The sequence below is a fragment of the Asticcacaulis aquaticus genome (genome assembly GCF_028550415.1).
Classification (GTDB): domain Bacteria; phylum Pseudomonadota; class Alphaproteobacteria; order Caulobacterales; family Caulobacteraceae; genus Asticcacaulis; species Asticcacaulis aquaticus.
In genome coordinates this window covers 56,172-82,117 of record NZ_JAQQKX010000007.1, presented here as the reverse complement: position 1 = coordinate 82,117, position 25,946 = coordinate 56,172, and the positions used below count along the sequence as shown (strand labels likewise).

Here is a 25,946-nt window from a genome sequence, read left to right as displayed (position 1 = left end):
CTTCCTTGTCCGATAAGACGGACGGCCCTGCATTTTTGTTTGTTAGCGGTAGCTTAGGCGGGGACGGTTAATGCGCTGTAAATCAAAAACGCCGCCCTGAATGAACAGGACGGCGTTTCGTTTAGACGGTCAGATGCGACTTAGGCGCCGATCTTGTCGAGGCCATAGGCGGCGTGCAGGGCGCGCACGGCCAGTTCGGTATAGGCTTCGTCGATAAGGACCGAGATCTTGATTTCCGAGGTCGAGATGACCTGAATATTGATGCCCTTTTCCGACAGGGCCTGGAACATGGTCTGGGCCACGCCGGTGTGCGAGCGCATGCCGACGCCGACGATCGAGACCTTGGCGACGTTTTCATCGACCTTGATGTCGTCGAAGCCGATCTCTTCCTTGACCGACAGCATCAGATCGGCGGCGGCCTTGGCGTCGCGACGCCCGACGGTGAAAAGCTGGTTGGCGTAGTCGCCCGAGCGCTTTTCCGACTGCACGATCATGTCGACATTGATATTGGCTTCGGCCAGCTTGGCGAAGACGGCGGCGGAGACGCCGATCTTGTTCGGCAGGCCGAGTAGGGTGATCTTGGCTTCATCACGGCTGAAGGCCACGCCGGAAACGATATGCTTTTCCACGATTTCATCCTCGTCGCACACGATGGTGCCTTGATCAACGTTTTCGCCGGGTTCGACGAAAGAAGAGAGTACGCGCACCGGCACGCGCTGACCCATGGCCAGCTCGACCGAGCGGGTTTGCAGGACCTTGGCCCCTAGCGACGCCATCTCCAGCATTTCCTCGAAGGAAATCTTTTTCAGGCGGCGGGCCTTGGATTCAACGCGCGGGTCAGTCGTATAGACGCCGTCCACGTCGGTATAGATGTCGCACCGGATGGCCTTGACGGCGGCGGCAACGGCCACAGCCGACGTGTCCGAACCGCCACGGCCCAGCGTCGTGATGCGGCCCGACTCGGTGACGCCCTGAAAGCCCGGAACGACGACGATCTGACCGGCATCGAGTGCCGTTTCAAGCTTGGCGGGCGGAATGTCGAGAATGCGCGCCTTGCCATGCACGTCCGAGGTGATGATCGGCACCTGCCAGCCCAACATGGTCACGGCGTCGTAGCCCATATTGCGGAGCGTCATCGACAAAAGACCGGCGGTCACCTGCTCGCCCGACGCCACGACCACGTCGTATTCGTCGTCGCCTTCAATCGCTTTGCCGGAAGCCTTACCGGCGCCGTCGGTCCACGCCACCAGTTCGTTCGTCTTGCCCGACATGGCCGAAACGACCACCGCGACCTTATGGCCGGCGTCGGCTTCGGCGGCCACCAGGCGGGCGGCCCTGCGGATGCGTTCAAGGTCGGCCATCGAGGTGCCGCCGAACTTCATCACCAAGCGCGTCATCTGTGTGTCTCTTTCTTAAAGCACTAAAATCGCGCCCGCTTTAAAGCTCCTGCACCGGACTGTGAAGCTTTTTTGCGAAAAAATCGCACACGGAGGGCGCTTTTTGGGCTATTTCGGGCGTTCAGATACGATTTTGGAGCTGTCTCATGGCCGATCCGGCAAAAAAACCTGCAAAATCAGTTACAAATGACACTGAATTGCTGGAAGCGCCCGCCGGACCGAGTATCGACGCCGAAGACGTGGCGCGCTTTTCGGCGCTGGCCGCCAAGTGGTGGGACGTGAAGGGCGAATTCGCACCGCTGCACAAATTCAACCCGACCCGCGTCAGCTTTATCCGCGAGACGGTGCAGGACCATTTCCAGCGCGATCCCTATGCGTTGAAGCCCTTTGAAGGCTTGAGGCTGATCGATATCGGCTGTGGCGGCGGGCTGTTGTCCGAACCCATGCGACGTATGGGGTTCGAGGTCACCGGCCTTGACGCGTCAGAAAAGAATATCGGTACGGCCAGGGCCCATGCGGCGCAGGGCGGGCTCGATATCCGCTACATGGCGCAGACGGTCGAACAGCTTGCGGCGTCGGGCGAAGACGGTTTCGACGTCGTTCTGACCATGGAGGTCATCGAGCACGTCAACGACCCGGAAAGCTTCCTGAAAACCTGCGCCTCTCTGGTCAAGCCGGGCGGTCTGCTGTTTGTGGCGACGCTGAACCGAACCTTGAAGGCCCATGCGCTGGGTATTGTGGCGGCGGAATATATCCTGCAATGGGTGCCGAAGGGGACGCATGACTGGAACAAGTTCCTGAAACCCGAAGAGATCGAAGGGTTCCTAAGCGACACCGGTGTGAGCCCCGATCCGGCGGTGGGTGTGAGTTATAACCCGATCACTGCGCGCTGGGCCCTTTCAAACGATACCGGCGTCAACTATATGATCGTCGCCAGACGGGATTTATTGTAGCTCCCTTGCGTCCCTTCGCCTCTCCCCCATTCTCGACTTTCGGGGGGGGAGAGGGTGGCGCTTTAGCGCTGGGTGAGGGGGCCTGCTGCAACCGTTTCCCCCTCACCCCAACCCTCTCCCCGCAGGGGAGAGGGGGTTAGAAGTGCCATGACCGATACCTCAAACACCACCGACCTGACCCTCGTCAAAGCCTGGAACGGCGCGCAGAAGCGTCTCAAGGCCGCCCACATCGACTCGCCCGCTATCGATGCGCGCCTGCTGCTCGAAGCCGCGACCGGCTTTACGCGCACCGACATCATCACCGATCCGTACAAGCTGATCACGCCGGAACAGAACGCCACGCTCGACGACTATCTCAGCCGCCGTGAAAAGCGTGTCCCCGTGGCGCGTATCCTCGGCCGCAAGGGCTTCTGGAAGCTGCTGCTCAACCTGACGCCCGACGTGCTGGTGCCGCGGCCCGAAACCGAGTGTCTGGTCGACATGATCCTCAAGACGACGACTCCGGATCAGGCCTTTACCGTGGCCGACCTCGGCGTCGGCTCCGGCGCCATCCTGCTGTCGATCCTTAGCGAGCGTCCCGCCGCCAAGGGCCTCGGCACCGACGTGTCCGAAGAGGCGCTGGCCGTGGCGCGCGACAATGCCGCCAATCTGGGTATAGGCAGTCGGGCGGCCTTCCTGCGGACCTCGTGGGCGTCGGGACTGGACGACGAAAGCTTCGATTACGTGGCGTCGAACCCGCCCTATATCCAGTCGCACGTCATCCCGACGCTGGAACCCGAAGTCAAGGACCACGACCCGATGCTGGCGCTCGATGGCGGCGAATCGGGGCTGGATGCCTATGTGGACCTGATCCCCGACCTCTACCGCATCCTGAAAAAGGGCGGCGGGGCATGGGTCGAGATCGGCTACGATCAGGCCGACGCCGTCGAAGGCCTGATGAAAAAGGCCGGTTTCTTCAATGTGGTCACCTATAAGGACCTGTCCGATCAGCCGCGTATCGTCGTCGGCACCAAGATTGGTCTGTAATTTGGTTCGGCGCGCCGGTTTGCGAAAATTTTGCTTGGAAACCGGCGCGTTTGCGGCTAACACTAGTATGTCTCCTGCAATTATGGTTCGACGGCCGGACGGTTACGTCCGCCCCAAAGGATGTGTTTGAACGCGTTTGTTCAGGCTCGATGCAGAGACCCTGAGTGCCTGTGAGGGGGGCTACAGCCCGGTACAGGCCCGCAAAGGCATCCGCAGCAAAAACCTCATAAAACGGCTTACGCTCAGAACACACCTCCAGATTCCAAGGCCCGCACCGGACAAAACGCCTTCCGGCCTTGTGCAACATAATTAATTCGCACCCGCGCGTTTGAGGCGGGGCCTGCATACGGTTACATCACATGAAAGATTTTCGGGGTATGAAACGGCAACGTAGCCGCAATCGCAAACCCACTGGCAATCAGCAGAATAACAACCCGAATCGCGCCTACGAATCGAACGGCCCCGATACGACGAAGGTGCGCGGTAATGCGCAGACCATCTACGAAAAGTATCAGCAGCTGGCCCGCGACGCCAATTCGTCGGGCGACCGGGTTCTGGCCGAAAACTATCTTCAGCACGCCGAACACTATTTCCGCCTGATCCGTCAGATGCAGCCGAACCGCCCGGTGGCGGAGTTCCTGCAACGCGATCCGTTCTCGACCGGCTTCGACTTCGACGAAGAACTGGACGGCGAACCGGTTCAGGAACAGGCTGAGACCGACAGCGAACAGCCGGACGCCGAGGGCGGCGACGATCAGCCGCGTTACGAGAACCGTCGCGACCGCGACCGTAACAACGGTGAGCGCAATGATCGCAACAACGGCAATCGCGACCGTGACCGGAACAACAACGACCGCTACGAGCGCAATAACCGCGACCGTAACAACGACGACCGCAACAACCGTGATCGCAATAATAACGACCGCCCGGAACGCGAACCGCGCGAATTCGTGGCCCGTGAGGGTGGCGAAGGCGAGGGCGGTGGTCGCCGCGAAAGCCGTCGCGAGCGCTATGAGCGTCGCCGTCTGCAACGCCTGAACGAGCAGGAACAGGTTATCGCCTCGACCGAGCCGTTTAGCGCCGCCGCACCGGACGCCGCTGAGGTCAATGTGGCCGGTTTCGACGTCGTGACACCGGAAGCCACGCCGATTGCGCCTGCCGCCGAAGCGCCGGTTGAGGTGGCGCCGAAGCCTGCCCGCGCGCCGCGCGCCCGGACCGCCCCGGTCGCTGAGGCCGACGATCATTCGCACCTGCCGGCCTTTCTGCGCACCCCGACGCCGGTCAGCGCGCCGGTCGACGCCGAAGCCGCTTCGGAGGAGGCGGCACCGAAAAAGCCCCGCGCCCGCCGCAAGAAGCCGGAAGACGCTCTGGCTCAGGAAGTCGGTGCCGACGAGGCCTAAAACAAGAAAGCGCTCTGGCAACGGGGCGCTTTTTTTATGACTTCCAGTCGTAATGCACGAAGACCTGCCGTGACGGCGGGTATGGCGCGGCCAGTTGCGTGTGCTGTTCGAACAGGTGCGCGGTGATATCGCCCAAGGGGTCGTCAGGCCGCGTTAGCGAACGACAGGCGGACAGACGCCCGTCGCTTTCCACCTTGCAGAATAAGGTCACGCGTTGCGAACCTGTCAGGGTGGTTTGCCCGAGCGCCTGCCGGGCCTCGGCATCATTGGGCCGTTTCAGGAAGGTCAGGGCGGGTAAAGGCTCGACAGACGATTTGACGCTTATGGGAGGACGAACCTCTATCGCGGCATCAACAGGACGCGGCGGAGATATAATGGTGGGGAAAAACAGAGGGTGGGAGGGACAAAACGTGGACTCATGTTCCAGTTCGTACCGGCTGTTGACCTGAGCGTGCCACAAACCCAGTCCATGAAGCATGGCAATGATTATCAGGACGGGCAGCCATAATTCCAACCGACCTTGCGGGCGCTGGGTAAACCGATCCGTAAAGGTCGCATACATGGGCCCGCTTCCCCCAAATTAACTTAGCGATGCAAAGTATCGTCACTATGCTTTTTGGCAAGCCGCCGTCGTGGGTCTTGTCTCCCGCCCGCGTTTGCTTTAATCGCGCAGCATGACCGAAAACGCCCCCAACACCGCCGAATTCACCGATTTCCGCCCCGAAGCGCGGGCCCCGCGCGGCTTTGCCGACAAGCGCGCGTCGCAGATCGCTATCGAGCGCAAGCTGATCGCCAATGTGTCGAAGGTCTATGAAGACTTCGGCTTCGAGGCGCTGCAGACCTCGGCGTTTGAATATGCCGACGCGCTGGGCAAGTTCCTGCCCGACGCCGACCGCCCGAACGTCGGCGTCTTCTCGCTGCAGGACGACGATGATCAGTGGATGGCGCTGCGTTACGACCACACGGCACCGTTGGCGCGGTTCGCGGCGCAGAACTGGGAGACCCTGCCCAAGCCCTTCCGCCGCTACGCCTTCGGGCCGGTGTGGCGCAATGAGAAGCCGGGGCCGGGTCGCCTGCGCGAATTCATGCAGTGCGACGCCGACACGGTGGGCACGGATCGCCCGGAAGCCGATGCCGAAATCATCGCCCTGGCCGTCGCGGGGTTCAAGGCCAATGCCCTGCCGACCGTGCTGCGCATCAATAATCGCAAGCTGCTCAACGGGCTTCTGGCGTCGCTCGGCGTCGACAGCGCCGGTCAGCAGATGGGCGTCCTGCGCGCCATCGACAAGCTGGACCGTCTGGGGCTTGAGGGCGTGCAACTGCTGCTCGGCGGCGGGCGCAAGGACGAGTCGGGCGATTTCACCAAGGGTGCGGGCCTCAACGACGCGGCCATTGCGGCCGTGCTGAGCTTCGTCGCTGCCGGTCGTGACGCGTCGGGCGGTCAGGCCGAACGCGGTGCGGTGCTGGACAAACTCGCCGCCGTGCTGGCCAATTCGCCGGAAGGGCAGGCGGGGCTTGAAGACCTGTCGCGCATTTCGACGGCGCTGGCCGGTCTCGGTGTGGCCGAATCGGAAGCCCTGTTCGATCCGTCGATCGTGCGCGGGCTGGAATACTATACCGGCGCGGTGTTCGAGGCCGAGCTGCTGATGGAGACGCGCGACGAAAAGGGCAACCTCGTCAAGTTCGGTTCGGTCGGCGGCGGCGGGCGCTACGACGACCTGGTGGCGCGGTTCACCGGTGAGCGCGTTCCGGCGACGGGCTTCTCGTTCGGCGTGTCGCGTCTGGCGGCGGCGCTGGCATTAGCAGATTCTGGGGCGGAAACCGGTGCGGTGCAGCCCGTGCGCGGCCCCATCGTCATCATCGCCTTTTCCGAGGCCGACATGGGCGAATATTTCAAGCTGGCCGCCGACATCCGGGCCGCCGGACTCGCCGTCGAGGTGTATCTCGGCCGTTCGGGCATGAAGGCGCAGATGAAATACGCCGACCGTCGTTTGTCGCCCGCCGTGGTCATGCTGGGCGGCGACGAGATGGCAAATGGTACCGTAACCATCAAGGATCTCGATCAGGGCCGTGAACTGGCCGGTAAAATTTCCGACAACAAGGAATGGCGCGAAGCGCGTCCAGGGCAGGTGACCCTGCCGCGCGCTGAGGCGATTAACCATCTGAAATCTATCGTAAATGGTTAAAAGGCTTTCGTAGGGTTAACCTTGCCTTAAGAATGACATCGCTGTCAATTATCAAGCCTGTCTTTACAGCTTTTTGACATAACCGCAAGCTCCCGGATTATTTTTGACATAATGCGATAAAAGGCGTTGACACAGCCACCAAAAAGCTGTTTTCTCTGGTCTCAAGAGAACGGAACTTCGCCAGAGAGATGAAGTCAGTTCCCGGCGTTTCGGGGAGGAAACGCTCTATAAAACAGAAGAGGCCCGGCAGTGTGATTATCCCCCATTGCCGGGCCTTTCTAATTTCAGATGCGTCAGAATTAACAGAGTTAATTCTGACGCATCTGTCAATTTTCCTAAAGGTTGATTTTTTAGCTCGCTACGTCCTTGCACGCGGCGCGCACCAGCCAGCGGATTTGCGCCGCCAGAGCCTGAGGCGGGACGGCGATCAGGCGTTCTTCCAGCCCGATAACCGCGATGCCGTGCACGGCGGCAAACAGGGTCCGGGCGACCAGAGTCCGTTCCATCTCCGACTTGTCCGGCATCAGGCGCGCCATCGGGCCGTTCATGTGGCGGAACAGGCCCAGCTGTGCGGCGACGTTCCATTCGGGCAGGTCGGGGTTTTTCAGGCGCATCTCGAACAGGGCCCGCCACAGTTGCAGGTTTTGTCGCGCGAAGTCGTAATAGGCCAGAGCGATGGCCTGAAGCTGAGCCACAGGCTCGTCGGTGACGGTCGCGCCGGCTTCCAGCGCCGCGTCGAGCCGCCCCATGGTCCGTTGAGCCAGCCGCAGCATTAGATCGTCCATATCGGCGACGATATTATAGAGCCCGCCTAGCGCGATGCCGATATCGCCGGCCAGATCGCGGGCCTTCAGGGCGCCAACCCCCTCGGCCACGATGCGCTTTTCCGCAGCCTCCATCAGGGCTTCGAACTGGGCTTCGCGGCGGCGGCTGATGGTCGACGATTTGGCGGCGGAGGCAGGGGGGGTATCGGTCAAGGCAGGTGCTCAAAAAAAAATATTTTGAACAATGTTCATTTTTATATTGAACGTCGTTCAAATGTGCGCTACATCACAATTGTGAACGGCGTTCATAACATATGTTGTCCCCATGTTAAAGACGCTTTCATCCTCCGGGGGGCCGGAGCGAGGGGGAGGGCGAAACGGTTCCCAGCCGTTTCGCCCCAACTCCCCGAATCGAACTTTCTTAGTCGCGCATCTGATTCCCAAAACCGCTGCACACTTTTGGGGATGCGCTTTTCTGAGCCACACGCGCGGGCTGTTCAGGGCGCGGTTCTTCAAACAAACAGGATGTTTGTCATGGTTCGTTTTCAAAATTCTGCGCGTACGATCATGCTGGCCGGCGGTGGGCTGGCCCTGGCGCCGGTACTGATGGTCTATGGGGTGCTGGCCAGGTTTCAGCACGGCGTTTCGCCCGCCAACGACCTGTTCGGTCATATGGACCGCTATTTGGTGCAGGCGGAAATCGGCGGGGCTGTGCTGGCGACGGGGATCGTGCTGCGCCTGATCGGTGTCGCCTCATCGCATAAACGCTGAATTCACATATCTGTGTCATCCAGAATCGGCATTTTCGCGTATAACGGCGTAGCACTTGCAGTGCAACCGTAAGGCACGCGTAATGTGTCGCAAATTGGTATGAGTACAGAATGAATTCGCCTGTTAAGAATGCGCCGGTGTCCGTAGATGACAAGGCGCCTAATCCCGTTGATATCCACGTCGGTGCCCGTGTGCGCATGCGCCGCAAATTTCTCGGCCTCAGTCAGGAGGCGCTGGCCGACCAGATCGGCCTGACCTTCCAGCAGGTCCAGAAATACGAGCGCGGCACCAACCGCATCAGTTCGTCGAAGCTCTATGAGATTTCGCATGTCCTGAAAACGCCGGTGGCCTATTACTTCGAAGGCTTCGGCGCGAACGAGACCGAGGGGTTCAGCGAATCGCATAGCGAACAGGCCGTGCACGCGTTCCTGATGTCGGGCGAAGGCATTGAACTGGCCGAGGCCTTTCCGCGTATCCGGTCGGCAAAGCAGCGCCGCAAGGTGCTGGAACTGGTCCGGTCGCTGGCGGAACTGGACGAAGACTGATCTGTCGCCGCAATGAAAAAAGCCCTCCGGCACAAACCGGAGGGCTTTTTTACTTATACCTCCCTGCACTTCAGTGCGGGGAGGGTGGCATCGCGGAGCGATGACGGGTGGGGTGTTCTTTCTACGGATATATTGTGCCCGAGAAAGACACCCCACCACCACATCTCACCGACTTCGTCTGTTCGTGCGGTCCCCCTCCCCGCCAAAGGCAGGGAGGTATAATGGATATCTTACCAGATGCGGACGCGATCTTCCGGCTTCAGGTAGTACTTGCCGTCCTTGACGTTGAAGGCCTTGTACCAGTCGTCGATATTGCGCATCGGGCCGATGACGCGGAACATGCCCGGCGAATGCGGGTCGGAAACGACCTGCGCGCGCAGGGCGTCGTCGCGGTACTTGGTCGCCCAGACCTGTGCAAAGCCCAGGAAGACGCGCTGATCGCCGGTGATACCGTCGAGCACCGGGGCCTCAGCGCCCTTGAGCGACAGGCGGTAGGCTTCGAGGCCCATCAGCACGCCGCCCAGATCGGCGATGTTCTCGCCCATGGTCAGGCCGCCCTGCACATGCGCGCCGGGAAGCGGCTCGTAGGTGTCGTACTGCGCGCCGAAAATCTTGGCCTGAGCGTCGAACTTGGCGCCGTCCTCTGCCGTCCACCAGTCGCGCAGGACGCCGTCGCCGTCCGATTTGCGGCCCTGATCGTCGAAGCCGTGGGTGATTTCGTGGCCGATGACGCCGCCGATGGCGCCGTAATTGACCGCCGGATCGGCCTTCGGGTCGAAGAAGGGCGGTTGCAGGATGGCGGCGGGGAAGACGATCTCGTTACGCGTCGGCGAATAGTAGGCATTGACGGTTTGCGGCGTCATGCCCCATTCGAGCGGATCGACCGGCTTGTTGAGCTTGGCCAGACGCTCGTTCCAGCGGAACTGCGAGTTACGGACTATATTGCCGTACAGGTCGTCGGCCTTCACCTCCAGCTTGGAATAGTCCTTCCACTTGTCCGGATAGGCGATCTTGACGCCGAACTTGTTCAGCTTCTCGTGCGCCTTGGCCTTGGTCTCTGCGCTCATCCAGGTCAGACCGTCGATGCGCTTGCCCATGGCGGTTTTCAGGTCCGCGACAAGGCCCTGCATCATGGTCTTGGATTCCGCCGGGAAGTAGCGGTTGACGTATTCGCGGCCGAGCGCTTCGCCCATGGCGCCGTCGGTGACCGACAGGGCGCGCTTCCACAGCGGACGCTGCACCTTGGCACCGCTCAGGTCGCGCGAACGGAACTCCCACTGACGCGTCGAGAAACGGTCCGACAGGTAGGGCGCGGCTTCGTCGACGGTCTTGAAGGTCTGCCACGCCTTGATCGTTTCCAGCGGCGTGTCGGCGTAGATCTTGGCGATCTTCGGGAAGGCGGTGTTTTGCGACACGACGATCTTCTCGGCCTTGTCGAGGCCCGAGGCCTTGAAGAAGGTAACGAAGTCAAAGCCCGGCGACGATGCGGCGATTTCCTTGATCGTCATCGGGTTGTAGGTCTTGTTGTCGTCGCGGTTTTCGATGCGCGACCATGAGGCCTCGGCGATCTTCGTTTCGAAGGCGACGATGTCCTTGGCCGCCTGAGCGGCGTTCGGATAGCCGACCATGCGCAGGACGTCGGTGACATAGGCTTCGTAGAGCGTCTTCTTGGCGGCGAAGCTGTCCTTCAGATAGTAGTCGCGGTCCGGCAGGCTGAGGCCTGATTGCGACACGTACAGGATGTTGATGCCGGGGTTCTTCTGGTCGGCATTGATCGACGGACCGAAGATCGAGGCGCCGAACTTGCCCGAAGTCTGGCCCATATAGGCGGCCATCTCGCCCTTGGTCTTGATATTGCGGATGTTGGCCAGCGTCGGGGCCAGGGGGGCGACGTCGAGCGCGTTGCGCGCCTTCGTGTCCATCATCGAATTATAGAAGTCGGCGATCTTCTTTTCGTCGCCGGTCAGGCCCTGTTTCGTCGACAGATCGTCGATAATGACCTTCAGGCGGTTGTCCGACAGGTTGCGCAGCTCGGCAAAGGCCCCCCACGAGGTGCGATCGTCGGGGATGACGATGGCGTCGACGGCCTTGCCGTTCACGTAGCGGAAGAAATCGTCGCCGGGGTTGACGGAGGTGTCCATGCCCTTGAGGTCGACGCCCCAGGTGCCGAAGGTGCGCGCGACCGTCGAATTGACGCCGCCCGGTTCTGTGCCATCCGCACCGGCACCCGACAGCAGGGCATCGACGGTGGGCAGGCTTTGGTAGAAGCACATCTCGTCGAGGCAGCGACGCTCATCGGCGTGTGCAAGGGCGGGGGTAACGAGGCTGAGGGCCAGGGCGGTGGTAGCGAGCAGTGGGAAACGTGTACGCATGGTCTGTCCGGAATTGGTGATGAAGGAACTGTTGAGACACCTTTCATACCTCCCCGGTGTACCGGGGAGGGGGACCGCACGACGCGCGAAGCGCTAGATGCGGTGGTGGGGGCCTTTGGGACGTTCAACGCGCGGTGCGGGTTGATCCTTCGCAAGGCCCCCCACCGTCTTTTTGAGCTGACGCTCAAAAATCCACCTCCCCCACAGAGTAGGGGAGTATTAAGGGCGGCTTATACAGGCTGTAAAAGTAGTGGTGTCGTTCCCAGTGAAAAATAGGCTCATTTGAAACGACGCGGCACCATGACGCATTTTTTTGCGTTCGTCTCATAAAATTTCTTTCATAATCAGAAGCTATGCCGCAGGTTACGGAATAGGGGAATTTCAACCATATTTTATAAGGAATATTCGCGTTGCCGATGGGTTTGCTACCGGAAGGAACCGCCGCACACGTGGCGACGTCAGGCACCAGCTCGTCGGGTATCGCCTTTCTGATCGCCGCAGCGGTTTTTGTTCCCTTTTTCCATCGCTTTCGCGTGTCGCCGGTGCTCGGCTTTCTGCTGGTCGGCGCGCTTCTGGGGCCGTTCGGTCTGGGGCGGCTCGAAGACCACGTGCCCTTCGTATCGATGTTCACCATTTCCCAGACCGAGGACGTGCATCAGCTCGCCGAGCTGGGGGTCGTCTTCCTGCTGTTCGCCATCGGGCTGGAACTGACCTGGGAACGCCTCAAGGCCATGCGGCGGATGGTCTTCGGACTGGGGGCGCTGCAAATCGTCATCTGCGCCGCGGTGCTGACCGGGCTGTTTCTGCTGCTGGGGCGCGGGGTCGGCGGCGCGGTGGCCGTGGCGATGGGGCTGGCCCTGTCCTCGACGGCGATGGTCATGCCGGTCATGGCCGAACGCAAGCGCCTGCATACGGCGACGGGGCGCAGCGTCTTCGCCGTTCTGCTGGCGCAGGATCTGGCCGTCGCCCCGATCATGGTCACGGTCATCGTCCTGGCTTCGGGCACGGATTCCTTCGGCATCAGCGGCCTGCTGGCGCTTATCCCCGCCATCCTCGCCATCGGCCTGATCGTCATCGGCGGGCGCCTGTTGCTCAGGCCTTTGTTCCGTTCGGCGGCGCTGGCCAAGAGCGCGGAAATCTTCATGGCTGCCTGTTTCCTCGTCGTGCTGGTATCCGGACAACTGGCCGTCTGGGCCGGGTTGAGCATGGGCTTAGGGGCCTTTATCGCCGGGCTGCTGCTGGCGGAAACCGAGTACCGTCGCGAAATCGAAATGATGGTCGAGCCGTTCAAGGGCCTGCTACTCGGCCTGTTCTTCGTCACGGTGGGCGCGCGGCTCGACTTCGCCATCGTCATGGCCCAGCCGGTGCTGGTGCTGGGTTTCGCCTTCGCCCTGATCGCCATCAAGATCGCGGTCGTAGCCCCGATCGCGCGCGGCTTCGGCCTGAGCTGGCGCGGCGCACTGGAGGCTGCTGCCGTGCTGGCACCCGCCGGGGAATTCGCCTTCGTCATCATCGACGAGGCCATAGGGCGTAATCTGGTCAGTTCCGGTTTCGGCCACGCGGTGATCGTCTCGGCCATCGTCTCGATGTTCATGGTCCCGGCGCTGGCCATGCTGGGCGGCAAGGTCAATCGCAAATCTGCGACCGCCGAAGCAGCACCCGCTGAAGCCCCGTCTCAGGTATCCGAAAAGGTCGACGTGCTGGTGGTCGGTTATGGCCGCGTCGGAGAGCTGGTGGTCGATATGCTGCGGCGGCACGATATTTCGTTCGCGGTGATCGACGCCAATCCGAAGGTGACCTCGCGCGCCCGGCGTGAAGGCGTCGAAGCCTGGTACGGCGACGCCTCGCATCCGGAAATGCTCAGGCGTATGGGGCTGGACAATGTGCGGGCGGTGGTCATCACCGTGTCGAACGCCATCTTTACCGATAACGTGGTGGCGGCGGTGCGCACGGTGCGTACCGATGTCGGTCTGATCGCGCGGGCCAGAGACGCCCGCCACGCGGAGAAGCTCTACGGTCTGGGGGTCACAGACGCCGTACCGGAAACCATCGAGGCGTCGCTGCAACTGGCGGAAAACACGCTGGTCGATCTGGGGGTGCCGATGGGGCTGGTCCTGGCCTCGATCCACGAAAAGCGCGACGAGTTCCGCAAGGACCTGCTCAAATACGCGCCGGACGGCCACGTGCCGCGTATCCTGCGCTCGACGTTACGCAAGGTGGCGGGGGAGGCATAGGTTTTATGTCACGTAAAACGCCTAAAACCGTCTGTAAGAATGTCGAGGTCGATGAATTGGCTTTCGAGCAATTGAAAGTGGAATTGACTCATGCTTTTGCAGCGCCTGAGGAGTCCTACAAAGTTGTGTCAGCGGCTGATGTAATTGCTCGCAATCGGGCCTTCATAAGATAAGAAGATTTGACCACGAAAAGCACGAAAAACACTAAAAAGAGAGCGCTTAAATTCCTGCGCGAAGCGCCCTAAATCATTAGCGGCTGTGCATATGTTAAGGCGCTTCGCGCAAAGATTCAACGCGATGAATTTTTAGTGTTTTTCGTGCTTTTCGTGGTCAAAAAATCTTAATCCGCCGCGTGGCTGTGGGCTTCCAGCCGGTCGCGCAGACCGTCGATCTCGGCAAAGAAGCGCTTGCGGATTTCGGCGGCAAACGGATTGTCGCGCTCGATCGACATGAACAGTTCGTCCGAGTCACCCTGCACGAGGCCGACGCCCTGCATCATCAGGTCGTAGGAACGCGTGGTGTGGACGCGCGGCAGAGGCTCAAGGCCGCTCAGGACCTTGGCGATCATGTGCGTCAGGCCCTGCACGGCGGCCAGGGCGCGGTCGTGGATTTCCGGCGTCGCCAGCGAGACTTTGAGGTCCAGCGTCCGCTCGAAGAACTGCACGATGGGTTTCAGGTGACGCACGCGCACCGGGCAAACGACGATTTCCATGCCGTGGATGCCGTATTTCGCCGACTGCGGGCCGAACAAGGGGTGGGTGCACAGGATTGAAACCTGCGGCGGCAGGGCCTCCTGTAACCACGCCGCGGGCTTGACCTTGACCGAGCCGACGTCGATGACAAGGCCGTCCAGCGGCACGTGCGGCCCGATCTTCGTCGCCAGTTCCTTCAGCGTACGGATCGGCGTGGCGAGGATCACGACCTTGCAGCCGGCGGCTTCTTCCAGCGAGACCAGCGAGACATTGTGCCGTTTGGCATAGGCTTTCGCTTCGGGGGACGGATCATAAGCCAGGATGTCGAAATAGGGCGCCAGATGACGCACGATGAGGCGGCCGAAGGCGCCTAACCCGAACAAACCCAGTTTGTGAACTTTTTTCACCACGTCACGTCGCTTTTTAGATAGCTGTTTGGCCAGCTTTTTTGGAAGGGACGCGAAGTAGCATGTTCTAAACAGGTGTGCGACATTAAACGCCAAACCCGCGCATAATTAGATGGAATTTGCAGAAAATGAGGGTGGTTTTGCAAATATCTTGCGTGTCGTGGCAAAAATTTGCACGAACCTGTCGTTGCTTTTGCAAACAAACCGGTTGCATTCGTTCTTAAATCGGAAGACGTTTCTTTTGTTACTAAATAAAGTGCCGCCGACACCGGTTGTTCGGCATCGACGGCAAGCAAAGTTCAAGTTGAAAGCGGTAATCTATTCTCTTTTGCCGCCGAACAGTCCGCCGCCTTTCTTCTTTTCCTTCTCGCGTTCGACGGCGCGCTGCTCCAGACCGCGCTGCAGCGGCGTCTTGGGCAGTTCGGCCAGGGTCAGCTTGCCGTCCTTATTGGCATCGAGCATGTCGAAGCGCTGGCCGGTCGCATTGATCCATTCGTCGACCGTAATGCGGAAATCGAAATTGGTGTCGGCGTTGCGGATCGGCTGCGGTTCGTTGATCAGGCTGAACTGCGCGGCGCCGACGACGCGTTTCACGTAGCGGTTCTGGGCGGCCTCCTTGTCGCCTTCGTCCTCGGCGCGGCGCGGGTTCTTCGGCTGGGCGACCAGCGGGCTGAAACCGGCGATTTCCGGCGCCAGAACGGCTTCGTAATGGCTGTTGTCCTGTGAGGTAATCACCTTCTTGCCGTCGCGGTCGACGATGGCGAAAAAGCGCAGGGCGTCGTTCATGAATTCGTCGCGCGACAAGGCGCCGTCCTTATCCGTGTCCGCCGCGGCGAACCAGACCGCCGTCGGGTAGGGGTCTTTCAGAGGGGCCTTGAACACTTCGCCCGACGGGCTGAAAAACACCGCCTGACCGACCGTGTGGCCGTCGGCCTTGGGGCCTTGTTCGCCCGACGGCGGCGGGCCCATGTTCGGGCGTCCCTGCCCGCCGCCCGGAGGCCCCGGCTGCGCCAGCACGGGCGCCGCAAAAGCCAGAGCGAAAAGGCTGGCGCAGAAGAAGGTTTTGGTCGTCATAAGGAGGTTCCCGCCGGATATATTGGACGCTTATTTGAAGTCCATATGTGCTTTTTACATGGTTGGAATATGGCGGCAATGACATAGAGCGCATTCCGAAAAGTGTGCAACGGTTTTTGGAATCAAATGCGCGAAAACAAAAAGAGCGCATTCCAAAAAGTGTGCAACGGTTTTTGGAATCAAATGCGCGACAAAAAAATGGGCTTTAAATTGGAAGGATGTTGCGCTCGCGCCAAGCAAGGCAATTTTTGCCGGTAAGCAAAAAGCTCTTGATTTGTATTTTTTATGATATAGTGTAAATTAAATCAGGCATGATTAAAGTTTAAAATATGTCTTTCTCGTTTCATTTAAGAAATGAGTGTTAATTCAATACATCATTAACAATAAGAACATCTTCATGTGGGGTTCGTCCTGTTGACGAACTTTGTAAAAGGAGATGGATTATGCAGATCGGATCGACATCTGCGGCCGCCTTGGCGCAAATGCAGGCGAAGATTTTTTCCAAAATCGACGCCAACAGCGACGGCGGCATTACGCTGGAGGAAATGACCTCCGGTGCCCCCACCAGCAAGACGGGCAAGACCGAAGACGCGGCGTCGGTGGCCAAGCGCTTCGCCAGCATGGACACCGACAGCAATGGTTCGGTGACCGAAGAGGAAAGCGTAAGTTACCTCCAGACCCAGATCGCCTCCGGGACCATGGGCAGCATGTTGCAGGCCCAGGAAGCAAGTCAGAGTGGGCCGCCGCCGATGGGCGGGGCGAAGGGCGGCAGCGCGCCGCAAACCTTCGACGAACTCGACACCAACGAAGACGGCACTGTCAGCCTCGACGAAATGACGGCGGCGTCCGGCACCGACGAAAGCGGTGACACGTCGAAGATCGAGGAACTGTTCTCGGCTATGGATGCTGACGGCGACGGTTCGGTGACCGAGTCGGAGAAGTCGAGCTTCGATGAGCAGATGCGCGCCAACGGCCCGCCGCCGGGCGGTCCGGGCGGCCCTCAGGGCGCAGGCGGTATGGGGGGCGGCGCTCAAAGCTTCGACGCTCTGGACACCAATCAGGACGGCACGGTCAGCCTAGACGAAATGATGGCGGCGTCCGGCACCGACGAAAGCGGCGACACGTCCAAGATCGAAGAACTGTTCTCGGCCATGGACTCCGATGGCGACGGTTCGGTGACCGAGACGGAGAAGTCGAGCTTCGATGAGCAGATGCGCGCCAATGGCCCGCCGCCGCCGCAAGGCGCACCGACACAAGCCGACAGCGCTTCTGATAGCACTTCCGGCAGCGATGCGACCGCTGCCAAGTTCGCGGCCCTGACCAGCCGCTGGATGCAGTCCATGGCCAGCGTCATCGCGGACCAGACGACCACCACCACGACCTCGGTGGCGGCGTAAACCCGAAGACCGCAGACGGGTCGAAAACTAAAAAAGAGCGGGACAGAAGGCCCGCTCTTTTTCCGTATCAGAGGCTGCCTTAGGCGTCAGGACTCGCTGTTCGACCACTCGCGCGACAGCGAGGCCCACACATAGTCGAGCAGCAGATAGAAGAAGACCGTCTTGACGAAGGGCAGGGTCTGCACGGCACTGAAATGCTCGACGGCGATGGCCAGCCAGAGGGTGGCGACCATGACCCAGGCGGCGATCATGATCTTGCGCGGCAGCAGCAGTTTTTGGGCAAAGGACATATACGCGTCTCGCTCAACGGGGGAACAGGTGATCTCAGGGTACGAGCGGCCTGTTTATAACAGGTTAATCTTTTTTGGAACCGCTTTCCTATTGCCTCTTTATTTTCATTTGGGCTCTGAGTCATAAAACCCGATTTCGATCAAAGCTTTAGGTCTCGGCTCGGGGACCTTATCGCGCGCTTACGCCTGCCGCGGCTATGCTCCCGTTTCGTCAAAGGCGTATCCCTATGAGCCATTTACCGCCCATCCCTCCGGCCAGTCGCAGCCCGAACGGGCCGTCGGACGCTCACGCGACCAATGCCGATCCGCACATCGCCGATACCTCGGTCAATCCGGATCAGAAGGGCCAGTCGGCCAATACGAAGATCAATACAATCCATTCGGGTAACCAGCAGGACCGGTAGTTGGTAACCCATATGCGGGCCTTCGGGTCCGCTTTTTTTGTGCAGGGCCTACACCACGGTGTTCAGGTTAAGTGTAAATTTACCGAACCGGGCAATCTTATCCACACCTCTAAGTAGTATGCGTATGGAGCGCGCCCATGCCCCTGTGGACCCCTGCCTCGTTCAACCGCAATGCGGCGCTTCAACGCGCGATCGATCAGTCGATGGCGGTGGTCAGTTTCGATACCGATGGCCGGCTGCTTGAGGCCAACGACAATTTCCTCAAGACCATGGGCTACAGTGCCGCCGAAGTGATCGGCAAGCCGCACCGCATGTTCATGCCGGATGGCGAGGCCGACGGCGATGCCTACCGGTCGTTCTGGGCGTCGTTGCGCGCCGGGCAGTTCAAGGAAGGCGAATTCCGCCGGGTCGCGAAAAACGAACGCGAAATCTGGTTGCAGGCGACCTATAATCCGGTAGTAGATTCGCGCGGTCGCGTGACGCGCATCGTCAAGATCGCCTCCGATATCACCGCCGACAAGCACCGCGCGCTCAGCGATGCCGGTCAGATCGCCGCCATCCAGCGGTCGCAGGCCGTTATCTCGTTCAATATGGACGGCACCATCCTCGACGCCAACGACAATTTCCTCGGCGCCATGGGGTATGGCCTGAGCGAGATCGCCGGCCATCATCACCGTATGTTCCTGACGCCTGAGGATGCGGCCTCGGCGGCCTATGCCGATTTCTGGGCGGCGCTGCGTCGCGGCGAGTTTCAGGCCGGTGAATTCCGTCGCATCGGCAAGGGGCATAGCGAAGTATGGATTCGCGCCACCTATAACCCGATCCTCGACGACAGCGGCCGCCCAGTGAAGGTCGTCAAGTTCGCCACCGACGTCACCGCCGAAAAGCGTCGCAACGCCGACTACGAAGGTCAGATCGCCGCCATCAACCGGACCCAGGCCGTCATTTCGTTCCGTCTGGATGGCACGATCATCGATGCCAACGAGAACTTCCTGACCGCGACCGGTTACCGCCTGCCCGAGATCAAGGACCAGCACCACCGTCTGTTCGTGGCGAAGCATTACGCCACCAGCGACGAATACCGCGTCTTCTGGGAGCGGTTGGGGCGCGGCGAAGCCCTGTCGGCCATCTATCAGCGCTTCGGCAAGGGCGGGAAACTGATCTGGCTTCAGGCGACCTATAATCCGATCCTCGACGCCAATGGCCGCCCGGTCAAGGTCGTCAAATACGCCACCGACATCACCGCCAGCATGGGCGCCCGCTCACGCGCCGTCGAAGCCGCCGAAGACACGCTCAACAATGTCGAAACCGTCGCTGCCGCTGCCGAGGAAATGAACGCCTCGGTCAGCGATATCGCCAGCGGCATGCTGCGCACCAAGGAGGCCGTCGACCAGATCCATGCACGCACCAGCGCGGCGGGGCGTTCGACCGGCGAAATGCGTCAGGCGGCGCAATCTATGGACGGCGTGGTGCAACTGATCGCGCAGGTCGCCGGTCAGATCAACCTGCTGGCGCTCAACGCCACCATCGAGTCGGCGCGCGCCGGTGAGGCCGGTCGCGGCTTTGCCGTCGTCGCCAACGAGGTCAAGGTGCTGGCGGCCCAGACCAGCGCCGCCACGACGCGCATTTCCAGCGAAATCGCCGGGATGCAGACCCTGTCCGATCAGGTCGTCGGCGCGCTGGAATCGATCACGGCCGCCATCGACGAGGTTCAGGGCTTCGTTGACACGGCGACGGGTTCGATCCAGGAACAGAGCGCCGTGACGCAGGAAATTTCCGCCAATATGCACGTGGCGGCCGGCGGCGTGGCCGATATCGGGCGCAATCTCGACGACTGGATCATCGGCATGGAGGAGCGCCGCTTCGACGCCCGCGTGCGCACGGCCAAGCCGGCGCGCCTGATCCTGCCGCACGGCGGCTCGGTCAACTGCTCGCTGCGCAATCTGTCGAAAAGCGGCGCCAAGCTGATTCTGGCCGACCATCAGCACCTGCCCGAGGTCTTCGATCTGGAGGTCGTCGATGAGCCGGGCCGCCGCCGCTGCCGCATCGCCCGTCGGGGCAAGGGCGAGATCGGCGTGCGGTTCTTGGAAGCGGCCAGCGGCGTCTATGCTGCATAATGGGATTGCCGGGCGCGCGGTCGCAGGTTAGCGTTTCGCGATTGCGAAAGGTTTGGCGATGGCACGCATACTGAGCCTCTGGCTGGTCTTGATGGGGATGATGATGACACAGGCACAGGCGGCTTCGCGGCTGGATACGACGCCGCGCATCGCGGTCCTGTCGGCGTTCGAACCCGAATGGCAGGCTCTGATCGGGCGGCTTGAAGGGGCGAAGACCTATAGCATCAACGGTATGAGCTATGTGACCGGGACGCTGGAAGGTAAGCCCGTGGTGCTGGCCATGTCCGGCATGTCGATGGTCAATGCCGCCATGACGACGCAGATTCTGATCGACCGGTTTCAGGTCGGACGCATCGTCTTTTCCGGCATAGCGGGGGGGATCGATCCGGCGCTCAATATCGGCGATGTGGTGGTGCCCGCACGCTGGGCCCAGTCGCTGGAGACGATCATGGGGCGCAAGACCGACAAGGGGTATGTCAGGCCGGACTGGCTGACCTGGGCGCCCGACGGTATGGCGGCCCATGGCATGATGATTCCCAATTCGGTGGTGGTCGGCAGCGCGGCGGAGGCGGCCAAACCGAAGGTCTGGTTCGATGCCGATCCGGCCCTGCTGGCGGTGGCCGCAAAGCTGGAACAGAGCGAACTGGCGTGGTGCACCCGGGACGGCCAGTGCCTTGCGCACCGCCCGAAGCTGCATGTCGGCGGTGAGGGGGTGTCGTCGTCGGCCTTTGTCGATAATGCCGATTACCGCGACTATCTGCACCGGGTATATACCGCGCGCGTCACCGATATGGAAAGTGCGGCAGTGGCGCAGGTCGCCTTTGCCAATGGCGTGCCGTTCATCGTGTTCCGCAGCTTGTCTGATCTGGCGGGGGGCGACGAGCACGCCAATCAGATGGCGGTATTCATGACGCTGGCGGCGGAAAATTCGGCGGCGGTGGTGTGCCGGTTCATCCGGGCGCTGCCTTAGTAAGTTGTCGTGGGGCTCATATTGCGCACAATAAGGGCCCCCACCACCACATCTCACTCACTGCGTTCGCTCGTGCGGTCCCCCTCCCCAGCAAGCTGGGGAGGTATGATTCAGAAATACCTCTCTTTTCATACCTCCCTGACCTCAGCGCAAAAGTTTCAGCATAATTGATGAGGTCGGGGAGGGGGACCGCACGACGCGCGAAGCGCGAAGCGCGAAGCGCTAGATGTGGTGGTGGGGGCCCTCGTTGCATACCGAACTTTCAGCTTGCGGAAGACCAAACCTTGGGCGCTAATATCCGCGTTTGCGTGTGGGGACGATCATGGGGTTTCTCGATAAGTATTTCGGTCTGACGGCGCAGGGCACCACGGTCCGCACCGAGGTCATGGCCGGGTTCACCACCTTCCTGACCATGGCCTATATCGTGCTGGTCAATCCGGCCATCCTGTCGCAGACGGGGATGCCGCTGGCCGCCGTCGCCGCCGCGACCTGTGCGTCGGCGGCGTTTGCCTCGATCCTGATGGGGCTGGTTGCCAACTACCCGCTGGCCATGGCGCCGGGCATGGGGTTGAACGCCTATTTCACCTTCACCGTCGTCAAGGGCATGGGCCTGCCGTGGCAGACGGCACTCGGCTGTGTGTTCCTGTCCGGCGTCTGTTTCCTGCTGCTGACGCTTGGTGGCGTGCGGCAGATGATCGTCAACGCCATCCCCAAACCGTTGTTCGCTGCGGTGGCGGGCGGGATCGGCCTGTTCATCGCCTTTATCGGCCTCAAGGAAGCGGGGATCATCGTCGCCAATCCCGCGACGACGGTCGGCTTAGGCGATCTGAAATCGCCGGTTCCGGCGCTGGCCTTGGGCGGGCTTCTGATCATCGCCATTCTCAATGCGTGGCGCGTCAAGGGCGCCGTGCTGATCGGCATTCTGGCCACCGCCGCTATCGGCTGGGGACTGGGTATGGTGACCTACACGCCGCAGCCCTATAATCTGTCGGACCTGACGGCGACGGCCTTCGCGCTCGATATTCCGGCAGCGCTCGATATTGGCAAGACCGGGTTCGGTATCTTAGAGATCGTCTTCGTCTTCCTGTTCGTCGACCTTTTCGACAATGTGGGGACGTTGGTGGGGGTGTCGAAAAAAGCCGGTCTGATGAAGCCCGACGGCACGATCCCGCGCCTCAACCGCATCCTGTTTACCGACTCGGTTGCCTCAATGGCGGGGGCAGTGATGGGGACCTCGACCGTCACCTCCTATATCGAAAGCGCGGCGGGCGTGTCCGAGGGCGGCCGCACCGGTCTGACCGCCGTGGTGACGGGGTTGTTGTTCCTGATCGTCATGTTCTTCGCGCCCTATGCGCAGGTCATCCCCGCCGCCGCGACCGCTCCGGCTTTGATCATTGTGGGTGCGATGATGATGGCGCCCTTACGCGAAATCGAGTGGGAGGATCCGCTGGTCTCGGTTCCGGCCTTCCTGATCCTGATCGGGATTCCGCTCACCTTTTCCATCGCCAATGGTCTGGCCTTCGGGATCACGGCCTATGCGGTGATCAAGCTCCTGCGCGGTCAGGCGCGTCTGGGCGACTGGATGTTGCTGGTGCTGGCGGGGTTGTTCGTGTTCCGCTTTATCTATCTGAGCGCGGGGTAGGCCTTGCATCCTTCCCTGTTTACGGGGAAGGTGGCGGACAAGCGCGAAGCGTTTGGACGTCGGAAGGGGGATGCGGCGTTTCAACGAGGACCGATGGTGTTTGGGGTATCTGTGGTCCCCCCTTCCGTCACTTCGCTTTGCTCAGCGCCACCTTCCCCGTAAACGGGGAAGGATGTTAAGTGCTCTCTGGCCCCGTAAACGGGGAAGGATGAATATACACTTGCCCGTGAACACCGGAAATGACGCTTGAGCGTTTCGTTATTTTAGTTACAATTGTGACAAAAATAACAGGAAACGTCCATGCCCGCCTACCTCTCCGGTTTCGGCAATCATCACGCCAGCGAAGCCTTGCCCGGCGCCTTGCCGGAGGGGCAAAACTCGCCGCAGACCTGTCCCTATGGCCTTTATGCCGAACAACTGAGCGGTACGCCGTTCACCGCGCCGCGCACGCAGAACCGCCGGTCGTGGCTCTATCGCATCCGTCCAACCCTGTCCCATTGGGGTGCGTTTCAGAAGGTCGAAACCGGTGATTGGCGCTCCGCCCCCGCGCGCGAAGTCGAGGTGCCGCCGCAGCCTCTGCGCTGGAACCCGCTGCCGCTGCCCGATGGTGAGGTGGCGTTTCCGCAAGGCGTGCACACCCTGACGACTTGCGGCGATGCCGGGGCTGGGCACGGCATGGCGGCGTCGGTTTATGCGCTAACGCGGTCGATGCACGACGCCTATTTCTACAATGCCGATGCCGAGATGCTCTTCGTGCCGCAGCAGGGGGATTTGTGTTTCCATACCGAGATGGGGCTGATCGAGGCCGAACCGGCCGAAATCGTCGTCATCCCGCGCGGCGTCAAGTTCCGGCTGGAGATCGACGGCCCGGTGCGTGGCTATTTGTGCGAGAACTACGGCGCGCCGTTTCAGTTGCCGGAACGCGGGCCGATCGGGGCCAACGGATTGGCCAACGAGCGCGATTTTCTCTATCCGCAGGCGGCGTTCGAGGACCGTGAAGCGCCCTCGAAGATGTATGTCAAATGGGGTGGCGATCTGTGGGCCACCGATCTCGCGCATAGCCCACTCGATGTCGTCGCGTGGCATGGCAATCACGCACCCTATAGGTACGATCTGCGAAGGTTCTGTCCGATGGGGCCAATCCTGTTCGACCACGCCGATCCGTCGATCTTCACCGTTCTGACGTCGCCGTCGGAGGTGCCGGGAACGGCCAATATCGACTTGGTGATCTTCCCTGACCGCTGGCTGGTCGCCGAACATAGCTTCCGGCCACCGTGGTATCATATGAACATCATGAGCGAATTCATGGGCCTGATCCACGGGCAGTACGACGCCAAGCCGAACGGTTTCGCCCCGGGGGCGGCGTCGCTGCACAACCGGCTGATCCCGCACGGCCCGGACGCCGAGGTCTTTGCGGCGGCCAACCATACCGACCTGAAACCCCAGAAGCTGGAAGGGACTCTGGCCTTCATGCTGGAGACTCGACTGCCGCAACAGGTGACGCGATGGGCGTGGAAGAGTTCGATGCGGCAAGTCGAGTATGGGCTGTACGGGCAGAAGTTGGAGCCGCACTTCCTTTCCCCTCTCCCTGAGGGAGAGGGAAGCGCAAAGACGATAGGCTTTGAGCAGGGTGAGGGGGAAATGTTTCAGTCCGAGCCCCCTGCTGGCAGTTCCCCCTCACCCGGCCTTGACAGGCCACCCTCTCCCTCAGGGAGAGGGAAAGGGAGGGCGACATGATCGACCACACCCACGACATCGCCTTGAAAAGCTGGGTCGAGTCCGCCAACGGACACCCGGACTTTCCGATCCAGAACCTGCCGCTGGGGATTTTCAGCGCGGGTGATACGCCGCGTCCCGGGGTCGCCATCGGTGACTTGATCCTCGACCTGACGGCGGCAAAGGCGTTGTTCGATCTTGTGCCGGAAGGCCAAACCCTCAACGCCTTCATGGCCTTGGGTAAAGGGCCGCGTCAGGCCTTACGTCTGCGGCTGGTGGAGATTCTGCGCGAGGGCAGTCCGCATCGCGCGGTGGTGGAAACTTGTCTGCATAAGGCGTCGGACTGTATCCTGCACCTGCCGTTTCACATCGGCGACTATACGGACTTCTATGTCGGCATCCATCACGCGCAGAACGTCGGCGCGCTGTTCCGGCCTGATAATCCGCTCTTACCGAACTATAGGCACCTCCCGATCGGTTATCACGGGCGGGCTTCTTCGGTCGTGGCGTCGGGCGTGGATGTGCGCCGCCCGCACGGCCAGACCAAAGCGCCGGATAGCGACACGCCGGTCTTTGGTCCGTCCAGGCGACTGGATTACGAACTGGAGCTGGGGGTGTGGATCGGGCCGGGCAACGATCTCGGTCAGCCGGTCGATATCTATGCGGCGGCGGATCAGGTCGCCGGGTTTTGCCTGCTCAACGACTGGTCGGCGCGTGACATTCAGGCGTGGGAATATCAGCCGCTGGGGCCGTTTCTGGCCAAGAACTTCGCCTCGACGGTGTCTTCATGGGTAATCACGCCGGAAGCGCTGATGCCATTCCGCGTGGCTCAGGCGGCGCGTGAGGCGGACGATCCGCCCCCCATGCCCTATCTGTGGAGCGAAAATGATCAGGCCGAAGGCGGCCTTAACCTCGAACTGGAGGTCTCGCTCCTGACGGCGCAGATGCGCGCGCAGGGCTTGCCGCCGCACAAATTGGCGCAATCGAACAGCCGCCACATGTACTGGACCGTGGCGCAGATGATCGCGCATCACACGGTCGGCGGCTGCAATCTGAGGCCCGGCGATCTGCTGGGGACGGGAACACTCTCGGGGCCGGAGGCCGGTATGCACGGCAGCTTGCTTGAGGCGAGCCATGGTGGCAAGGTGCCGGTCGTCTTACCGACCGGCGAGACGCGGACCTTCCTTCAGGACGGTGACAAGGTGATCCTCAGGGCGCGCGGGATGAGGGACGGCTTTGCCTCGATAGGTTTCGGTGAATGCCGCGGCAAGGTTGTGGGCTAATTTCTGGCCTGTTCGGCGCGGTTCGCATCATAGGCTGCGTCCGGCCCCTTGGCCGTCGGGCTTTCGTGGTTGAGCGCGGTGAAGGCGATCAGGAAACCGGCGATGACGGCCACCACCGACACCACACCCCAGGGCAGGCGGCGGGACGGCAGATTGCCCGGACCTTCCGGACCGGCGCGGGTCATTTCGTCGCCCTCGGCGTGCAGCGGGTCTTCATGATAATGGGACATCTAAGACTCCTTTCGTCGGGCTGAGCCTGACACGCCGGCGGGCAAATATCAGTACCGGTCTGAGGGTCATTTGTAA

The 25,946-nt window shown here is 61.1% G+C and carries 22 protein-coding genes; 14 read left to right on the top strand and 8 right to left on the bottom strand.

Annotation, left to right across the window (positions count from 1 at the left end; genetic code table 11):
* Positions 1-140 precede the first annotated feature (140 nt).
* Complete coding sequence (locus PQU92_RS10075; RefSeq protein WP_272748094.1) at positions 141-1,397, bottom strand: aspartate kinase; 1,257 nt, start codon at positions 1,395-1,397, stop codon at positions 141-143.
* Between the two features lie 146 nt (positions 1,398-1,543).
* On the opposite strand from PQU92_RS10075, the gene ubiG reads away from it, so the two are divergent.
* From ubiG to PQU92_RS10060, 3 genes are all read left to right on the top strand, one after another.
* Entirely contained in the window at positions 1,544-2,350 is an 807-nt protein-coding gene (gene ubiG / locus PQU92_RS10070; RefSeq protein ID WP_272748093.1) for a bifunctional 2-polyprenyl-6-hydroxyphenol methylase/3-demethylubiquinol 3-O-methyltransferase UbiG, read from the top strand.
* A gap of 147 nt (positions 2,351-2,497) precedes the next feature.
* Positions 2,498-3,376 (top strand): peptide chain release factor N(5)-glutamine methyltransferase, encoded by an 879-nt coding sequence (prmC, locus tag PQU92_RS10065; protein WP_272748092.1) that lies wholly within the window; start codon positions 2,498-2,500, stop codon positions 3,374-3,376.
* A gap of 377 nt (positions 3,377-3,753) precedes the next feature.
* On the top strand, positions 3,754-4,776 hold the full coding sequence (locus tag PQU92_RS10060) for a DUF4167 domain-containing protein (protein ID WP_272748091.1): 1,023 nt from the start codon (positions 3,754-3,756) through the stop codon (positions 4,774-4,776).
* Between the two features lie 34 nt (positions 4,777-4,810).
* Here PQU92_RS10060 and PQU92_RS10055 read toward each other — a convergent pair whose 3' ends face one another.
* Entirely contained in the window at positions 4,811-5,338 is a 528-nt protein-coding gene (locus PQU92_RS10055; RefSeq protein ID WP_272748090.1) for a hypothetical protein, read from the bottom strand.
* 112 nt (positions 5,339-5,450) lie between these two features.
* Here PQU92_RS10055 and hisS point away from each other — a divergent pair, with 112 nt between their 5' ends.
* Positions 5,451-6,962 carry a histidine--tRNA ligase gene (gene hisS, locus PQU92_RS10050; RefSeq protein WP_272748089.1) on the top strand — a complete coding sequence of 504 codons (1,512 nt, stop codon included), beginning with the start codon at positions 5,451-5,453 and terminating at the stop codon, positions 6,960-6,962.
* A gap of 350 nt (positions 6,963-7,312) precedes the next feature.
* Here the strand turns inward: hisS and PQU92_RS10045 are convergent, their stop codons facing one another.
* The gene (locus PQU92_RS10045; protein ID WP_272748088.1) at positions 7,313-7,939 is read right to left on the bottom strand and encodes a TetR/AcrR family transcriptional regulator; all 627 of its coding nucleotides are present in this window, start codon (positions 7,937-7,939) and stop codon (positions 7,313-7,315) included.
* Positions 7,940-8,260: 321 nt separating this feature from the next.
* On the opposite strand from PQU92_RS10045, the gene PQU92_RS10040 reads away from it, so the two are divergent.
* Positions 8,261-8,497, top strand: a complete 237-nt coding sequence (locus tag PQU92_RS10040; protein WP_272748087.1) for a hypothetical protein — start codon at positions 8,261-8,263, stop codon at positions 8,495-8,497.
* A 110-nt stretch (positions 8,498-8,607) separates the two neighbouring features.
* Positions 8,608-9,042 (top strand): helix-turn-helix domain-containing protein, encoded by a 435-nt coding sequence (locus PQU92_RS10035; protein ID WP_272748086.1) that lies wholly within the window; start codon positions 8,608-8,610, stop codon positions 9,040-9,042.
* Positions 9,043-9,272: 230 nt separating this feature from the next.
* On the opposite strand, the gene PQU92_RS10030 is transcribed toward PQU92_RS10035, so the two are convergent.
* Positions 9,273-11,414, bottom strand: a complete 2,142-nt coding sequence (locus PQU92_RS10030) for a M13 family metallopeptidase (RefSeq protein ID WP_272748085.1) — start codon at positions 11,412-11,414, stop codon at positions 9,273-9,275.
* Positions 11,415-11,863: 449 nt separating this feature from the next.
* On the opposite strand from PQU92_RS10030, the gene PQU92_RS10025 reads away from it, so the two are divergent.
* Positions 11,864-13,648: a cation:proton antiporter domain-containing protein gene (locus PQU92_RS10025; protein ID WP_272748084.1), complete on the top strand. Its 1,785-nt coding sequence runs from the start codon at positions 11,864-11,866 to the stop codon at positions 13,646-13,648.
* A gap of 340 nt (positions 13,649-13,988) precedes the next feature.
* Here PQU92_RS10025 and PQU92_RS10020 read toward each other — a convergent pair whose 3' ends face one another.
* Both PQU92_RS10020 and PQU92_RS10015 read right to left on the bottom strand, forming a co-directional pair.
* On the bottom strand, positions 13,989-14,747 hold the full coding sequence (locus PQU92_RS10020; protein ID WP_272748083.1) for a prephenate dehydrogenase/arogenate dehydrogenase family protein: 759 nt from the start codon (positions 14,745-14,747) through the stop codon (positions 13,989-13,991).
* Between the two features lie 318 nt (positions 14,748-15,065).
* Entirely contained in the window at positions 15,066-15,821 is a 756-nt protein-coding gene (locus PQU92_RS10015) for an EF-hand domain-containing protein (RefSeq protein ID WP_272748082.1), read from the bottom strand.
* 443 nt (positions 15,822-16,264) lie between these two features.
* Between PQU92_RS10015 and PQU92_RS10010 the strand changes: the two genes are divergently transcribed.
* Positions 16,265-17,218, top strand: a complete 954-nt coding sequence (locus tag PQU92_RS10010; RefSeq protein ID WP_272748081.1) for an EF-hand domain-containing protein — start codon at positions 16,265-16,267, stop codon at positions 17,216-17,218.
* An 86-nt stretch (positions 17,219-17,304) separates the two neighbouring features.
* On the opposite strand, the gene PQU92_RS10005 is transcribed toward PQU92_RS10010, so the two are convergent.
* Positions 17,305-17,508, bottom strand: coding sequence for a hypothetical protein (locus PQU92_RS10005; protein ID WP_272748080.1), 204 nt, complete (start codon positions 17,506-17,508; stop codon positions 17,305-17,307).
* A gap of 227 nt (positions 17,509-17,735) precedes the next feature.
* Between PQU92_RS10005 and PQU92_RS10000 the strand changes: the two genes are divergently transcribed.
* The 6 genes from PQU92_RS10000 to fahA all read left to right on the top strand — a co-directional run bounded on the left by PQU92_RS10000 (position 17,736) and on the right by fahA (position 25,640).
* The gene (locus tag PQU92_RS10000; RefSeq protein ID WP_272748079.1) at positions 17,736-17,912 is read left to right on the top strand and encodes a hypothetical protein; all 177 of its coding nucleotides are present in this window, start codon (positions 17,736-17,738) and stop codon (positions 17,910-17,912) included.
* Positions 17,913-18,049: 137 nt separating this feature from the next.
* A complete protein-coding gene (locus PQU92_RS09995) occupies positions 18,050-20,029 on the top strand; it encodes a methyl-accepting chemotaxis protein (protein ID WP_272748078.1) in 1,980 nt (659 codons plus the stop codon).
* 58 nt (positions 20,030-20,087) lie between these two features.
* The gene (locus PQU92_RS09990) at positions 20,088-20,999 is read left to right on the top strand and encodes a 5'-methylthioadenosine/S-adenosylhomocysteine nucleosidase (RefSeq protein WP_272748077.1); all 912 of its coding nucleotides are present in this window, start codon (positions 20,088-20,090) and stop codon (positions 20,997-20,999) included.
* Between the two features lie 322 nt (positions 21,000-21,321).
* Positions 21,322-22,641 (top strand): NCS2 family permease, encoded by a 1,320-nt coding sequence (locus PQU92_RS09985; protein WP_272748076.1) that lies wholly within the window; start codon positions 21,322-21,324, stop codon positions 22,639-22,641.
* A 300-nt stretch (positions 22,642-22,941) separates the two neighbouring features.
* Positions 22,942-24,378 (top strand): homogentisate 1,2-dioxygenase, encoded by a 1,437-nt coding sequence (hmgA, locus tag PQU92_RS09980; protein ID WP_272748075.1) that lies wholly within the window; start codon positions 22,942-22,944, stop codon positions 24,376-24,378.
* On the top strand, positions 24,375-25,640 hold the full coding sequence (fahA, locus tag PQU92_RS09975; RefSeq protein ID WP_272748074.1) for a fumarylacetoacetase: 1,266 nt from the start codon (positions 24,375-24,377) through the stop codon (positions 25,638-25,640). The genes hmgA and fahA overlap by 4 nt, the downstream gene beginning before the upstream one ends.
* Here the strand turns inward: fahA and PQU92_RS09970 are convergent.
* Entirely contained in the window at positions 25,637-25,870 is a 234-nt protein-coding gene (locus PQU92_RS09970) for a hypothetical protein (RefSeq protein ID WP_272748073.1), read from the bottom strand. The two genes, fahA and PQU92_RS09970, sit on opposite strands and share 4 nt — an antisense overlap.
* Positions 25,871-25,946: the final 76 nt, after the last annotated feature.